This window comes from Plantactinospora sp. GCM10030261, assembly GCF_042666615.1.
Lineage (GTDB): Bacteria > Actinomycetota > Actinomycetes > Mycobacteriales > Micromonosporaceae > KBS50.
Genome location: NZ_JBHTDD010000030.1, coordinates 45,557 through 60,263 on the forward strand (window position 1 = coordinate 45,557; position 14,707 = coordinate 60,263).

Annotated in this window: 13 protein-coding genes; 4 read left to right on the forward strand and 9 right to left on the reverse strand. The window is 71.2% G+C overall.

Annotated elements, in window-relative coordinates:
- The first annotated feature begins 84 nt into the window (after positions 1-84).
- Entirely contained in the window at positions 85-1,956 is a 1,872-nt protein-coding gene (locus ACFQUZ_RS27055; RefSeq protein ID WP_377447157.1) for a protein kinase, read from the forward strand.
- A gap of 22 nt (positions 1,957-1,978) precedes the next feature.
- On the opposite strand, the gene ACFQUZ_RS27060 is transcribed toward ACFQUZ_RS27055, so the two are convergent.
- A complete protein-coding gene (locus ACFQUZ_RS27060) occupies positions 1,979-2,431 on the reverse strand; it encodes a hypothetical protein (RefSeq protein WP_377447160.1) in 453 nt (150 codons plus the stop codon).
- Positions 2,432-2,810: 379 nt separating this feature from the next.
- On the opposite strand from ACFQUZ_RS27060, the gene ACFQUZ_RS27065 reads away from it, so the two are divergent.
- The gene (locus ACFQUZ_RS27065) at positions 2,811-4,574 is read left to right on the forward strand and encodes a glycoside hydrolase family 6 protein (protein WP_377447163.1); all 1,764 of its coding nucleotides are present in this window, start codon (positions 2,811-2,813) and stop codon (positions 4,572-4,574) included.
- A 269-nt stretch (positions 4,575-4,843) separates the two neighbouring features.
- On the opposite strand, the gene ACFQUZ_RS27070 is transcribed toward ACFQUZ_RS27065, so the two are convergent.
- From ACFQUZ_RS27070 to ACFQUZ_RS27085, 4 genes are all read right to left on the reverse strand, one after another.
- The gene (locus ACFQUZ_RS27070) at positions 4,844-5,206 is read right to left on the reverse strand and encodes a hypothetical protein (protein ID WP_377447166.1); all 363 of its coding nucleotides are present in this window, start codon (positions 5,204-5,206) and stop codon (positions 4,844-4,846) included.
- Positions 5,207-5,268: 62 nt separating this feature from the next.
- Positions 5,269-5,748, reverse strand: coding sequence for a GNAT family N-acetyltransferase (locus tag ACFQUZ_RS27075; RefSeq protein ID WP_377447169.1), 480 nt, complete (start codon positions 5,746-5,748; stop codon positions 5,269-5,271).
- Positions 5,745-6,104, reverse strand: a complete 360-nt coding sequence (locus tag ACFQUZ_RS27080) for a hypothetical protein (protein ID WP_377447171.1) — start codon at positions 6,102-6,104, stop codon at positions 5,745-5,747. The genes ACFQUZ_RS27075 and ACFQUZ_RS27080 overlap by 4 nt, the downstream gene beginning before the upstream one ends.
- Positions 6,101-6,268 carry a CopG family transcriptional regulator gene (locus tag ACFQUZ_RS27085; protein ID WP_377447173.1) on the reverse strand — a complete coding sequence of 56 codons (168 nt, stop codon included), beginning with the start codon at positions 6,266-6,268 and terminating at the stop codon, positions 6,101-6,103. The genes ACFQUZ_RS27080 and ACFQUZ_RS27085 overlap by 4 nt, the downstream gene beginning before the upstream one ends.
- Positions 6,269-7,084: 816 nt before the next feature.
- On the opposite strand from ACFQUZ_RS27085, the gene ACFQUZ_RS27090 reads away from it, so the two are divergent.
- Complete coding sequence (locus tag ACFQUZ_RS27090; protein WP_377447175.1) at positions 7,085-9,991, forward strand: glycoside hydrolase family 48 protein; 2,907 nt, start codon at positions 7,085-7,087, stop codon at positions 9,989-9,991.
- 162 nt (positions 9,992-10,153) lie between these two features.
- Here the strand turns inward: ACFQUZ_RS27090 and ACFQUZ_RS27095 are convergent, their stop codons facing one another.
- Positions 10,154-11,269: a LacI family DNA-binding transcriptional regulator gene (locus ACFQUZ_RS27095; RefSeq protein ID WP_377447224.1), complete on the reverse strand. Its 1,116-nt coding sequence runs from the start codon at positions 11,267-11,269 to the stop codon at positions 10,154-10,156.
- 46 nt (positions 11,270-11,315) lie between these two features.
- Here ACFQUZ_RS27095 and ACFQUZ_RS27100 point away from each other — a divergent pair, with 46 nt between their 5' ends.
- Entirely contained in the window at positions 11,316-11,876 is a 561-nt protein-coding gene (locus ACFQUZ_RS27100) for a CGNR zinc finger domain-containing protein (RefSeq protein WP_377447177.1), read from the forward strand.
- A gap of 22 nt (positions 11,877-11,898) precedes the next feature.
- On the opposite strand, the gene ACFQUZ_RS27105 is transcribed toward ACFQUZ_RS27100, so the two are convergent.
- From ACFQUZ_RS27105 to ACFQUZ_RS27115, 3 genes are read right to left on the reverse strand one after another with little or no spacing between them, the layout of a single operon-like run.
- A complete protein-coding gene (locus ACFQUZ_RS27105) occupies positions 11,899-12,501 on the reverse strand; it encodes a lactate utilization protein C (RefSeq protein WP_377447179.1) in 603 nt (200 codons plus the stop codon).
- Positions 12,498-13,967 carry a lactate utilization protein B gene (locus ACFQUZ_RS27110; protein ID WP_377447181.1) on the reverse strand — a complete coding sequence of 490 codons (1,470 nt, stop codon included), beginning with the start codon at positions 13,965-13,967 and terminating at the stop codon, positions 12,498-12,500. The genes ACFQUZ_RS27105 and ACFQUZ_RS27110 overlap by 4 nt, the downstream gene beginning before the upstream one ends.
- A complete protein-coding gene (locus tag ACFQUZ_RS27115) occupies positions 13,964-14,707 on the reverse strand; it encodes a (Fe-S)-binding protein (protein WP_377447226.1) in 744 nt (247 codons plus the stop codon). The genes ACFQUZ_RS27110 and ACFQUZ_RS27115 overlap by 4 nt, the downstream gene beginning before the upstream one ends.

Below are 14,707 nucleotides of genomic sequence, written 5' to 3' on the forward strand. Positions count from 1 at the left end.
CCTGATCAGTGCGCTGCTCAGCGGATGCGTACCTCCGGCACGGCTCGATATCGTTTACCCCGAGTCACGTTCTGGAGGCGGGTGGTGCAACAGGTACGGATCGGCGACCGGTACCGGCTGCTGCAGTTGGTCGGTAGCGGCGGCATGGGCCGGGTCTGGCTCGCCCGCGACGAGATGCTGCGCCGCGAGGTGGCGGTCAAGGAGGTCGTGCCCCCGGCCTGGCTGGCCGAGGAGGACCGGGAGACGCTGCGCGACCGCACCATGCGGGAGGCGCGGCACACCGCCCGGCTCAACAATCCCAACGTGGTCCGGGTGTACGACGTCGTGAACGAGGGCGACAACCCGTGGATCGTGATGGAGTACGTGCCGTCCCGGTCGCTGCACGAGGTGGTGACCACCGACGGCCCGCTCACCGTCGAGCGGGCCGCCGAGATCGGCCTGGCGGTGCTGGCCGCGCTGCGCGCCGCGCACGCGGCCGGCGTCCTGCATCGTGACGTGAAGCCGCACAACGTGCTGGTCGCCGACGACGGCCGGGTGGTGCTCACCGACTTCGGGCTGGCCCGCGCCGAGGACGACGGTCGGATGACCCGGCCGGGCATGGTGATGGGCTCGCCGCAGTACGTCGCCCCGGAGCGGGCGGCCGAGGGTGTGTCGACGGTCGAGGCGGACCTGTGGTCGCTGGGCGCGACCCTCTACGCGGCGGTCGAGGGCCGGTCCCCGTACGCCCGCCGAACGTCGATGGCCACCCTCACCGCACTCGCCACCGTGCCGCCCGACCCGGCCCCGCACGCGGGCGCGCTCCGGCCGGTACTCGATGGCCTGCTCCGCCGCGATCCCCGCAAGCGACTGGGGTACGACGAGGTGGAACGGCTGCTGCGCAAGGTGGCGGGCGGCCCCGCCCGGCCGGCACGCCGCCCGGCTGCCGCGGCGCCCCGGGAGGCCGCGTCCCGGGAGGCGGTCGGGGCAGCGGGCCGGACCGGCGGCCCGGACACCGCGGCCGGCGGTGACCGGACGAGCGACAGGTCCGTGCGGGCCGGCGCACCGGCCGGCGGCGACCGGACGAGGGACGGCGCCCGGCGGGCCGGCGCACCAGCCTCCGCCAGCGGCGCGTCCGGCGCCGAGGCGTCGACGGCCGCGGGATCGTCCGCACGGCTCTCCACCGAAGCGACGGTCCCCGGCACCGGTGGGACGGACCCGACCGGGCAGCGACGGACCGGCAGCCCCGGACCGTCCCCGCCGACCGCGCCCGACTCCCGCTGGCGGCGCTGGACGCTACTCGCGGCGCTGCTGACGGTCGTCACCACCGGGGCGGTCGTGGCCTGGCAACTCGTCGACCGGGACGGTGCGGGAACACCTGGCCCCGGCAGCACCGGCACGCCGACGCTCAACCCCGGTGGCTCGGCCTCGCCCGGCGGCACGGGCATCCCGGCCGCGATGGCGGCGTTCCGGTGCGGCACGCCACCCGCCGACGCCGCCAGGGTCACCCCCGCTCCCCGACCCAGCGACGAGCCCTACGCGTTGACCGACGGCTGGACCTGGTACGTGGACGCCACGGCGTTCCGGATCGCCGCTCCGGTCGGTTGGCTGACCTATATGGACGGGCCGGTGCGCTGCTTCAAGGAGCCGGAGGGTTCGCGGGTGCTCAGCGTCGACCCGTCCACTCCGCCGACCGACCGGCCCGCCGACTACCTCGCCGCCGAGGAGCGCCGGCTGACCGGCGGCGGTCTGCTGCCCGGGTACGAGAAGGTGGTGATCCAGGCGGTGGACTCCTACCAGGGAGCCGAGTGGGAGTGCCGGTGGACCAACGCCAAGGGGATGCCGGTGCACGCGTACCGGATGCTGGCCAACGCGGCCGGACGGGCGTACACGATCGCCTGGCAGACCGGCGAGTTCGACTGGTCGGTGAACAAGACCAATCTGTTGATGGTGCGGCAGAGCTTCCGGCCCGCTCCCTGAGCGACCGGTCCTCGCCCCCGGGTCAGCGAAGTCGGTCGGCCACCTGCTCCAGGCCGTCCCGGATCAGCGTGCCGTAGGCGTCGTCGCCGAGCGCGCCGATCGTTGCCCGCGCCTGCTGGAGATGGTCCCGGGCCCGATCGATGTCGCCCAACTTGCGGTAGCACTCGCTCAGGTTGAGGTGCAACGAGGGGTACAGGCCGGCCACCGAGAGCGGCACCCCGGCCTGGGCGACCCGCTCGTCGGTGATCAGGTCGGCGGCGGCCAGCGCGCGCTGGTCCCACAGCAGTTCCTGACGCGGGTCGTCCTGCACGTCGGCCATCGCGTGCGCCAGCGTGCACCGCTGGAGGGGATCCCCCTGGTCACCGCCGATCTCCGCCCAGATCTGGGCGAACTGGAGCCGGGCGGTTTCCCGCTCGCCCCGGTGGCTGAGCTGAACGGCCTCGCCGATCCGAAGCAGGGTGGGGTCCGTGATCATCAGCCGTTCCTTTCCAGCGTCCTACCCCGACCGTGGCAGGAATCCACGATCGCACAGGCCTCGATCACCGCAGCGGGCCGGCGCCGCCAATCAGCATCGAAGCGTTGCCATGGAAGCGCTCCCATGCGAGAATCGCTGCACGCGGGTCTTGGAGCCATCCCGCGGGCAGGCGACATGTCGAGGGCAGCCGGTTCTTACCGGTTCGACATCCCGCCGCCGGGCGAGTCAGCGCCGGCAGTGAACCGCACCAGCCCGTCCGGGTCGGGCGCCTCCGCACACCCCCGTCATCCCGAGGCAGCGACGGCCATCCGCGCCGGGCGCCGCCGGGTCCCCCGCCGGGTCGCTACCGGATCCGGTCTTCGCCAAGGAGATCTGTCGCATGAACCTGACAAGACTGTCCGGCCGACGCCGGGTTCTCGCGCTCGCCGGCGCGAGTGCCCTGGTCGCGGGCGGACTGGTGACCCTACCGGGCACCGCGGCCCAGGCCGCGGTCCAGTGCGACGTGGCTTACACCACGAGCGACTGGCCGGGCGGGTTCACCGCCAACATCACCATCAAGAACCTCGGCGACCCGGTCAACGGGTGGACCCTCGGCTGGACCTTCCCCAACAGCAGCCAGCGGGTGCAGCAGGGCTGGTCGGCGACGTACACCCAGTCCGGCAGCCAGGTCACGGCCAGAGACGCCGGCTACAACGGCAACCTCGCCACCGGCGCCTCGACCAGCATCGGCTTCAACGGAGCGTGGAGCGGCAGCAACCCGAAGCCGACCTCGTTCACGCTTAACGGCGTCACCTGCAACGGCGGCGGCGGCCCCACCGATCCGCCGACCGACCCGCCCACCGATCCGCCGACCGACCCACCGACCGACCCACCGCCCGGACCCGGCCGGGTGAACAACCCGTACCTCGGTGCCCAGGGCTACGTGAACCCCGAGTGGAAGGCCAAGGCCGAGTCCGTGGCCGGCGGCAACCGGGTGTCGAACAACCCGACCGCCGTGTGGATCGACCGGATCGCCGCCATCAACGGCACCCCGGACAGCAGCTCCAACGGCGCGATGGGCGTGCGTGACCACCTGGACGAGGCACTGGACCAGGGCGCGGACTACGTCCAGTTCGTCATCTACAACCTGCCCGGCCGGGACTGCTCGGCGCTGGCTTCCAACGGTGAGTTGAAGCCGGACGAGCTGCCCCGGTACAAGTCCGAGTACATCGACCCGATCGCGGCCATCCAGGGTGACGCGAAGTACCGTGACCTGCGCATCATCAACATCGTCGAGATCGACTCGCTGCCCAACCTGGTGACCAACACCTCCGGCCAGCCGGGCGGCACCGCGATGTGCGACACGGTCAAGGCCAACGGCGCCTACGTCAACGGCGTCGGCTACGCCCTGGCGAAACTGGGCGCGATCCCGAACGTGTACAACTACGTCGACGCCGCGCACCACGGCTGGATCGGCTGGGACAGCAACTTCAACCCGACTGCCGACATCCTCAAGACGGCCGCCACCGCCTCCGGCAGCACCGTGAACAACGTGCACGGCTTCATCGTCAACACGGCCAACTACTCCGCGCTGCGGGAGCCATACGTCAAGATCACCGACTCGGTGCAGGGCACCACCGTCCGGCAGTCGGACTGGATTGACTGGAACCAGTACGTCGACGAACTGACCTTCGCCCAGGCGTTCCGGACCCGGCTCGCCTCGATCGGCTTCGACCCCAACATCGGCATGCTCATCGACACCTCGCGCAACGGTTGGGGCGGCGCCGCCCGGCCCACCGGCCCGGGGCCGATGACCAACGTGAACGACTACGTCAACGGTGGCCGGGTGGACCGGCGGTTCCACACCGGCAACTGGTGCAACCAGTCCGGAGCGGGCCTGGGTGAGCGGCCCACGGCCGCGCCGGAGCCGGGCATCGACGCGTACGTCTGGGTCAAGCCGCCGGGTGAGTCCGACGGCTCCAGCGAGCTCATCGACAACGACGAGGGCAAGGGCTTCGACCGGATGTGCGATCCGACGTACACCGGCAACGAGCGCAACGGCAACAACATGAGCGGCGCGCTGCCCAACGCACCGATCTCCGGTGCGTGGTTCGCCGCGCAGTTCCAGCAACTGATGCAGAACGCCTACCCGCCGCTGTCGTAGCAGCGCCCGACCAGGCCCACCGCCGCGATTGCGGCGGCTACCGGGCCGGCCCGCCGCCCCGGTAGTGAGGCACCGGGGCGGCAGGTTCCCCAGGGTCCCCGGTCCGACTTGACGCGGTCGGACCGGGGACCCGTCCGCTGCCGGGCGGCGGCAGGCGCCGGCGGGCGGTCAGCCGACGTCTGTCCACGGTGCACCGGCGTGCGGTTCACCCGCTTCGGCGGGCGACCCTCAGCTCGGTCAGGTACCGCTTGACGACTCGGCTCCCGCAGCTACCGTCGATGAGCCCGGCGAAGGACTCCTGCAGTCCGCTCCGCTGCGCGTGCGAAAGCGCGATGCCCGGAATAGGTCAGCAGCAGATCCAGGTACTCCGCGGTCGAGTACGGCAGCTCCCACTCGTACCGGTGGAAGGTCGCCGGCCCGAATCGACCGGACGTGGTCAGCTCCCGATCGTCCGTCGGGATGTCCTGCGCGGTTTCCAGCCGCAGGTCCGGTGGCGTCGCCGGATCGAAGCGCTCATAGAGCCGTTGAATCTCGACGAAGAACTCCTCGGTCCAACTGCCGCCGGCGATGTGATGGGTGCCCACGGTGGCCAGCAGGCCACTTCTCCCGGAATCTCGTATGGTCTTCGCCACCGCTCACCGGGAGAGGGTAGAAGACCATCCCCCGTGCCGGCCTTCGAGTTCCCGCCGACCCGCTACGCGTCCACGTCGAGCCGCATCCACACCTGAGCCGGCCAACCGAAACGCCCGGCGGCCTCCCGACGGATCTCCCGGAATCCCCTGTCGCGATAGAACCGGGCCGCCCGGTGGTTGCCCTCGGCGTACTCGAGGAGCACCGCATCTCCCGATGCGTCCCGGATGACCGCGGCCAGCAGGTCCGAGCCGATGCCCCGGCCCTGCGCCGTCGGCAGCACGTACAGCTTCCACAACACGCACGCGCCGTCCTTCTCGCCCGCCGTGGCGGTGCCGACCACCTGGCCGCCTTCCTCGGCGACGTACGTTCGGCCGGTCTGCATGGATCGAAGCACAGCGGCCGTCGACCACCAGATGCTGAGGCCGTACGCCACATAGTCGTCACCGGCCAGCGGGCGGTAGGTGGCAGGCCATGCGGTGAGCCCAACCACCCGGATCGCGGAAGCGTCGTCGCGGCTGGCCCGCCGCACGGTGCGGGTCACGCGTACAACTCCTGGTCGTGCTCGTTGATCTGTATTTCCATCGCATCCGGTCCGGTGACCCGCAGCGACCGGCCGAAGCCCTCGTCGATGATGTGCGCGTCGGCGTAGCCATGGGCGACGAGGCGGTCCCAGATCGGTTCGAGGGGCCCGTCGGTCACGAAGCCGAGAGCACAGCTTCCCGGTCGCGCCGGCGAGTCGGTGGCTGTCGCGGTGTGCAGTCCTACCAGTCCACCGGAACCCACCAGTTCGGCCCATCCGCCGGCCCGGCCCCGCACGTCCAGGTCAAGGTCGAGGAGGCGGAAGAAGTCGGCCGCCGTGTCGACGTCCGTGACGAACACGAGGGGCATCACTCTCATCGCTGGTCCCCCCGAGTCGTTCCGGCCCGGTCCACGTACTCCGTGAGCGCCCGCTCCACCAGGGCGGACAGTGACAGTCCCTGGTCGATGGACAGGTACTTCACACGGCGCACGAGTTCCGGATCGAGGTAGACGTTAAATTGCCGCTTCGCCCTATCAACCATAGCTAGAATACTAGCATACTAGCTATTGCCAACCGGGCAGCGCCTACAATGGGGCGGGCGTGGGCAGCGCGAACTGGGCACCAGAGGATGAGAGCCGCCGGCCGAGCTGATGCGGCAGACCGGTCCACGGGCAGCCGCCGACCGGACGGCGTGCGCCTGTCCTGTCGGCCGGTGCTTTCCTGGACGTGGGGGTTTAGGGTGTGGGGACGGGGGAGGGCAACCCCCGTCCCCAGCGGTTGCGATGCACACGCACGAGTGATTTGGGCGTCCCGTGCGTGGCGAGCGGGAGCCGGCCACGCGAGTGGCTCTGGTTCCACCTCCCTTCGTGCCGATGGGTGTCGGCTGACGGCGGCGTCCGGGCTGGCCCGCCGTCGGCCCTTCGTGGACATTGCGCCGGCTCCGTTGGGGGACGGATCCGGTTGTCACGCCTTACCTGCGTCGATGGAAGCGCTCCCATGGACGATGCAGCGACTGTAACGCCCGTCACGCGTTTGTGAAAGCCCCTCAACGAGATCGAAACATGTACGTGTCTAATTGGCCCGTCGGCCTGTACGTGGGAGCGCTTCCATGCCAGACTGTCGATAGCCAGCTCACGCGAGCGCGGGACGCCGAGGGCAACCGGATCCGCTCCGGGACGGCGCCCGACCCGAAGGATCGGTTCGCCGCCCCCGTGGCGCGCACCCCCCACCCTTCCCCTTCCCCCGGCCACCGCGCCGGGACCCCTTTCCGGGCGCCTCCGTTGCCTAGCCACACACGCGGAGAGGCGCCTCCGCCGGGGCCCCAAACCCCGGCCCGGCCCGAGGAGACACCGCGCACATGAGACTCTGGGCAAGACGCCGCCGCACACTGGCGGTGATCGCCACCGCAGCGCTGGTCGTCGGCGGGGTGATCCTGCCGGCCGGCGCCGCGCAGGCGGCCCCGGCATGCGACGTGGTCTACACGACCAACGACTGGAACAACGGCTTCACCGCGAACGTCACGATTAAGAACCTGGGTGACCCCATCAACGGCTGGACGCTCGGCTTCACCTTCCCCGGCAACCAGCGGGTCGTCCAGGGCTGGTCGGCCAGGTGGAGCCAGACCGGCAACCAGGTCACCGCCACCAACGAGTCGTACAACGGCAACCTGGCCACCGGTGCGTCAACGAACATCGGCTTCAACGGCTCCTACAGCGGCAGCAACCCGAAGCCCACCTCGTTCACGCTCAACGGGGTGACCTGCAACGGCGCCTCCACCAACCAGCCGCCCACCGTCTCCCTCAGCGTCCCGGCCGGGCCCTTCGTGGCGCCGGCGAGCGTTCCGCTGACGGCCACCGCCAGCGACCCCGACGGCACCGTCAGCCGGGTGGAGTTCTACCGCAACGGGCTGCTGGTCAACACCGACACCACGGCGCCGTACGCCTACACGATGGACAGCCTGCCGGCCGGCAGCTACACGGTGCAGGCCAAGGCGTACGACAACGCCGGGGCCAGCGCCACCGCGGAACGGTCCGTCACGGTCGACCCCGCCACCGGACCGGCCCTGGTGGCCACCCCGACCACGCTGAGCGTGGCCGAGGGCGACAGCTCCACCTTCAACCTCAAGCTGAGTGCGGCACCGAGCGGCAACGTGCCGGTGACCATCGCCCGTACGGGTGACGCGGACGTCACCGTCTCCCCGGCCACGGCGACCCTGACGACGTCCAACTGGAACTCCGGCGTCCCCATCGAGGTCGACGCCGCCGAGGACGCCGACACGGTGGGCGGCACGGCGACGATCACCGCCACCGCCACCGGTCACACGCCGGCGACGGTCACCGTCACCGAGATCGACAACGATGTTCCCGGCGGGGACAACGAGTACATCGCCCGGTTCCTGGAGCAGTACGGCAAAATCAAGAACTCGGGCTACTTCAGCCCCGAGGGCGTGCCGTACCACTCGATCGAGACGCTTATCGTCGAGGCGCCGGACCACGGCCACGAAACCACGTCGGAGGCGTTCAGTTTCTGGATCTGGCTGGAGGCGCAGTACGGCCGGGTGACCCAGAACTGGGCCCCGTTCAACAACTCGTGGACGGTGATGGAGAAGTACATCATCCCGTCACACGCCGACCAGCCGACCGCAGGCGCCGCCGGCACCCCGCAGTACGCGGCCGAGCACCTGCTGCCCAGCCAGTACCCGTCGGCGCTGGAACCGTCGGTGCCGGTGGGCCAGGACCCGCTGCGCAACGAGCTGCAGTCCACCTACGGCACCGGCGACATCTACGGCATGCACTGGCTGCTCGACGTGGACAACACCTACGGCTTCGGCCGCTGCGGCGACGGCACCACCCGCGTCGCGTACATCAACACCTTCCAGCGCGGCCCGCAGGAGTCGGTGTGGGAGACCATCCCGCAGCCGTCCTGCGAGACCTTCGCCCACGGCGGCCAGTACGGCTACCTCGACCTGTTCATCAAGGAAGCCAACGCCCCGGCGAAGCAGTGGAAGTACACAAACGCGCCGGACGCCGACGCCCGCGCCGTGCAGGCCGCCTACTGGGCGCTCACCTGGGCCAAGGAACAGGGCAAGGCGGCCGACGTGATGACCACCGTGGGCAAGGCCGCCAAGATGGGCGACTACCTGCGGTACGCCATGTTCGACAAGTACTTCAAGCGGATCGGCAACTGCGTGGGTGCCAGCACCTGTCCCGCCGGCAGCGGCCGGGACTCGGCGCACTACCTGCTGTCCTGGTACTACGCCTGGGGCGGCGCATACGAGACGAGCCAGAACTGGTCCTGGCGGATCGGCTCCAGCCACGCCCACTTCGGCTACCAGAACCCGTTCGCGGCCTGGGCGCTTACCAACGTGGCAGAACTCAAGCCGAAGTCGCCGACCGGTAGCGACGACTGGACCAAGAGCATGGAACGGCAGCTGGAGTTCTACACCTGGCTCCAGTCCGCCGAGGGCGGCATCGCCGGTGGCGCCACCAACAGCTGGAACGGTGCCTACGCCCAGCCGCCGGCCGGCACGTCGACCTTCTACGGCATGTTCTACGACGAGAAGCCCGTCTACCACGACCCGCCGTCGAACCAGTGGTTCGGCATGCAGGTCTGGTCGATGCAGCGGATCGCGGAACTCTACCTGCAGACCGGCAACGCCCGCGCCAAGGCGCTGCTGGACAAGTGGGTGCCGTGGGCGATCGCCAACACCACGCTCGGCACCAGCTGGGCCGTCCCCTCCGAGCTGCAGTGGAGCGGTCAGCCCGCCACCTGGAACCCGACCAACCCGCAGCCCAACACCAACCTGCACGTCACGGTCGCCAGCAAGAGCCAGGACGTCGGGGTGACCGCGGCCTACGCCCGGACGCTTATCGCGTACGCGGCCAAGTCCGGCAACGCGGCGGCCAAGACCACCGCGAAGGGGCTGCTGGACGCGCTGCACGCGGCCAGCGACAGCCAGGGCGTGTCCACCACCGAGACGCAGACGAACTTCAACCGGTTCGACGACGTCTACAACGCCAGCACCGGGCAGGGCCTCTACGTCCCGCCGGGCTGGACCGGGGAAATGCCAAACGGCGACCAGATCGCCGCGGGCAAGAGCTTCCTCGACATCCGGTCCTTCTACAAGCAGGACAAGGACTGGCCCAAGGTGCAGGCATACCTGGACGGTGGGCCCGCACCGACGTTCAACTACCACCGGTTCTGGGCCCAGGCGGACGTCGCCATGGCGTACGCCGACTACGGCAACCTGTTCCCGAACGGGTGATCCGTTCCGGGTGGACGGCGGCGGCCGTCCACCCGGACACCGGCCGCCGGGTCGACCGACCCGGCGGCCGCCGCCATTGTTCAGCGACTCGCCAGCACCGTGAAGATCAGACGTATCTCGGCCTGCCCGGCGGCTGGCAGACCATCCCAGCCTCGCCTGGCGTCAGTAGCAGCGGGAGCCGCCGCAGCTCTCCCTCCGCAGGAGACGGTGCGGCACGGTCACCGTGACCGGCGCCGCCGGCTGCGGGTCACTGGTCGTCGCGGACAGCGTCCTCCCGGTCGGCACGGCCCACGGGGCCTGGCCGAGTCGGGCGGCGATTCGGGTTACGGCCGCCCGGGCGAGCGCCGAGGTGTCCACCGATACGGTGCTCAACGCGGGCCGGAGGAACCGACCCTCCTCGGCCTCGCCCATGCCGATGACCGCGACATCATCCGGCACCCGCAGCCCGGCGTCGACGGCGGCACCCAGGACCCCGATCGCCAGCCGGTCCGAGTAGCAGAACACCGCGTCCGGACGGTGGTCGTGGGCGAACAGGTCCATGGCGGCCCGGTAACCCTCCCCGGGTCGGTGCCGCCACGCCGGCCGCAGGTAGCCCGGATGCGGCGCGATCCCCGCCCGGCTCAACGCGAGCCGGTAGCCGGCGGTACGGGTGTCGGGCTCCCCCGGTCGGGCACCGATCGCGGCGATCCGCCGGCGTCCGAGGCGTACCAGGTGGTCGGTCGCGTCCCGCGCGGCGCGGGCATGGTCGATCGCGACGTGGTCGAACCGCTCGTCCCGCCGCACCCCCAGCAGCACCAGCGCCGTCCCGGTGCCGAGCCACGCGTCGAGGACATCGGCCGCGACGACGTCCGCACACAGCAGCACACCGTCGACCGGTAGCGCCCCGGCCAGGTCGATCGGCACGATCACGACCCGGAAGCCGGCCAGGGCCGCCGCGTCGACCACCGCCTGCGTGAGCCGGTCGGCGTACGGCACGTCGGGCGCCAGGACGAGGGCGAGCGTTCCGGTGCGTCCGGTCCGCAGGTTCCGCGCGCTCGGGTTGGGCCGGTAGCACAGCTGTTCCACCGCCGTGCTCACCCGCCGACGCACGTCCTCGCTCACATGCGGATAGCCGTTGACCACATTGGACACGGTCTTGACCGACACCCCGGCGAGGCGTGCGACGTCCCGGAGCGTGGCCGCGTCTCCCCGTCGCGCCGGCACCCTCGGTCGCCCCTCCTCCACACCAGCGAAGCCATTTCGCCGGTGTACCTCCCCAGCCTTGGACAGGTCGACCACACCTGTCAAGGCGTTACGCTGGTGTGAACGGCGAGGGAGGCGCGCGATGAACGACGACACCACGGTCCCCGGCGCCGCCCGGCTGGTCCGGGACTTCGTCAACACCTACGAACCGCAGGAGGACGCCGAGTCGCTGACCAGCCCCGACCAGCTCCGCGCCTGGTTCGCCCGGCGGCACCTGCTCCCCGCCGGCGCCCGGCTGCGGCCGGCCGACCTGGCCACCGCCCGCACCGTCCGGGAGGGCCTGCGCGCGGTGCTCCTCGACCACGCCGGGCACACGGGCGACCCCGCCGCCCTCGACGCCCTCGACCGCGCCCTGACCGACGTGCCGGTCCGGCTCACCTTCGCCGACGGCGGCCCACGCCTCGCCACGGCCGGCGGCCCACACCTGGCCGCGGCGTTGGCCGGCATCGTCGACGCCATCCGCCAGTGTGGTGAGGACGGCAGTTGGCGACGGCTCAAGGTGTGTGCCCGCGACACCTGCCGCTGGGCCTACTACGACGCCTCCCGCAACCAGGCCCGCCGCTGGTGCTCGATGGCCGGCTGCGGCAACTACGTCAAGATGCGCCGGGCGTACGCCACCCGCACGGGCCGACGGCCGTCGTGACGACCCACGACCACCGTCGGCGTCACGACGTGAGGACCACGTGCAGGTTACGCGGGCCGTGCACGCCCTCCACCCGATCAAGTTCGATGTCGCTTGTCGCCGACGGCCCGCTGATCCAGGTCAACGGCCGGTCCGGGTCGAGGAGGGCGACGGCGTCCGGCACGGTGGCGACGACCTGGTCGGGGCGCAGCACACACACGTGCGTGTCGGGCAGCAACGTGACGATCCGGCGGCCCTGGTCCGGCGACCCGTCGAGCACGATGGTGCCGGTCTCGGCCACCCCCACCGCCGCCCCGGTGACCACCCCGGCCGCGGCGGCGATCCGCTCCACGGCCAGCCCGTCGTCCCGCAGCACCGTCACCCCGGCGGGGAGCCAGCCCTCCGGCAGTCCGGGCGGCACCACCACCTCCCGACCGCCGAGCACCTCGGCGACGATCCCGGCGACCTCGCCGTCGGTGCACCGGTGCACGGTGGCCCGGTAGTCGGTCAGCCGGTCCACGAACAGGTCGAGGTCGACGGCGACGGCCCCGGCGGGCCGGTAGCCGCGCGGCACCTCGACCGGCGCCGGTCGTGACGCGTCGAGGGCGGCCCGGATCCGGCCGAGCACCAGGTCGCGGCCGTTCATCGCCCGGCCCACCAGTCGCGGAAGGTCTGCGGCGGCGGGTCGGGCAGGTCCCGGCTGGCCGTCCAGCCGGTCAACGGCGGCGGCAGGCCCCGACCGCGCCGGCCGGCGAACCGGCTCAGCCGCGCGGCGCGCTGCGCCGCCGCGTACCGGCCGGAATCGTCCATCGTGTACGCGGCCGCGGCCATGCCGATCGCCTCGGCGCTGGGAACACGCCCCCGGGCCCGGCGGTCCTCGACGGCTCGACCCCGCAGGTGCACAAGCATCGACGGAATGTCGATCATCACGGGGCAGGCGTCGTAACAGGCCCCGCACAGCGACGACGCGTAGGGCAACGACGCGTTGTCGGCCACCCCGGTCAGCTGCGGCGACAGCACCGCCCCGATCGGACCCGGATACACCGATCCGTACGCGTGCCCACCGGCCCGCTCGTAGACCGGGCACACGTTCAGGCACGCCGAACAGCGGATGCAGTGCAACGCCGACCGGCCCGCCGGATCCGCCAGCACCGCGCTGCGACCGTTGTCCAGCAACACCAGATGGAACGCCTGCGGACCATCGCCCGGCGTGACGCCGGTCCACATCGACGTGTACGGGTTCATCCGCTCCCCCGTCGACGCCCTCGGCAACAACTGGAGGAACACCTCCAGGTCCCGCCACGTCGGGATGACCTTCTCGATCCCCATCACCGTGATCAACGTTTCCGGCAGGGTCAGACACATCCGCCCGTTGCCCTCGGACTCCACCACCGCGAGGGTGCCGGTCTCGGCGACGGCGAAGTTCGCCCCCGACACCGCGACCCGGGTCGACAGGAACGTCCGTCGCAGATGCCGCCGCGCCGCCGCCGCCAGCACCGCCGGCTCGTCCGTCAGGTCCGGGTCCACGCCGGGCATCTCGCGCAGGAAGATCTCCCGGATCTCCGCCCGGTTGCGATGGATCGCCGGCACCAGGATGTGACTCGGCTTGTCCCCACCCAACTGCACGATCAACTCGGCCAGGTCGGTCTCCACCGCCTCGATCCCCGCCGCCGCCAGCGACTCGTTCAGACCGATCTCCTGGGTCGCCATCGACTTGACCTTGATCACCCGATCGTGGCCGGTGGCCCGCACCAGATCGGTGACGATCCGGTTCGCCTGCACCGCGTCGGCCGCCCAGTGCACCGTCCCACCGGCGGCGGTGACCGCCGCCTCCAGCTGTTCCAGCAGCTCCGGCAGCCGGGCCAGCGCGTCCGTCTTGATCGCCGAACCCGCCTCCCGCAGCCGCTGCCAGTCCGGCAGCTCACCGATCACTGCCGCCGACTTGCCCCGGATCGTGGTGGTCGCGTGGCCCAGGTTGCGCCGCAACTGGGCATCCCCCAGACTCCGCCGCGCCGCGGCCGGGAACGGCTCGTCACCGCGCAGGTGCCCGACCCCCGGCGGCGCCGTCGCCGGCATCCCCAGGAACGTCCCGCGTCGCCGACCGTCGCTCATGCCGCCGCCTCCCGTTCGGTGCTGGCCAGGATCTCCGCCAGGTGCACCGTGCGGACTCCCACCCGTAACCGGGACAACCCGCCGCCGATGTGCATCAGGCACGACGCGTCCCCGGCGGTGCACACGTCCGCCCCGGTCGACAACACGTGCCGCATCTTGTCGGCCAGCATCGCCGTCGACGTGTCCGCGTTCTTGACCGCGAACGTCCCGCCGAACCCGCAGCACTGCTCCGCGGCCGGCAACTCCACCAGGTCCAGGCCACGTACCGCCCGTAACAACCGCAGCGGCCGGTCACCCACCCGCAGCAACCGCAGCGAGTGACACGTCGGGTGATACGTCACCCGGTGCGGGAAGTACGCCCCCACGTCGGTCACCCCGAGCACGTCGACAAGCAGCTCCGACAACTCGTACGTGCGCCCCGCCACGTCCTCCGCTCGGCTGGCCAACCCCTCGTCCCCCGCCAGGCGGGCCACCATCGCGTGCTGGTGCCGCACCGAACCCACGCACGAGCCCGACGGCGCCACCACCACGTCGTACGGCGCGAACACCCGCACATGCCGGCGCACCAGACGCACCGCGTCGGCCTGGTAACCGGTGTTCACGTGCAGCTGCCCGCAACATGTCTGGTCGGCCGGGAACACCACCTCGTGGCCGAGCCGCTCCAGCAGCCGCACCGTCGCCTTCGCCGCCTCCGGGAACATCGTGTCCGCCAGGCACGTCACGAACAGAGCGATTCGCAT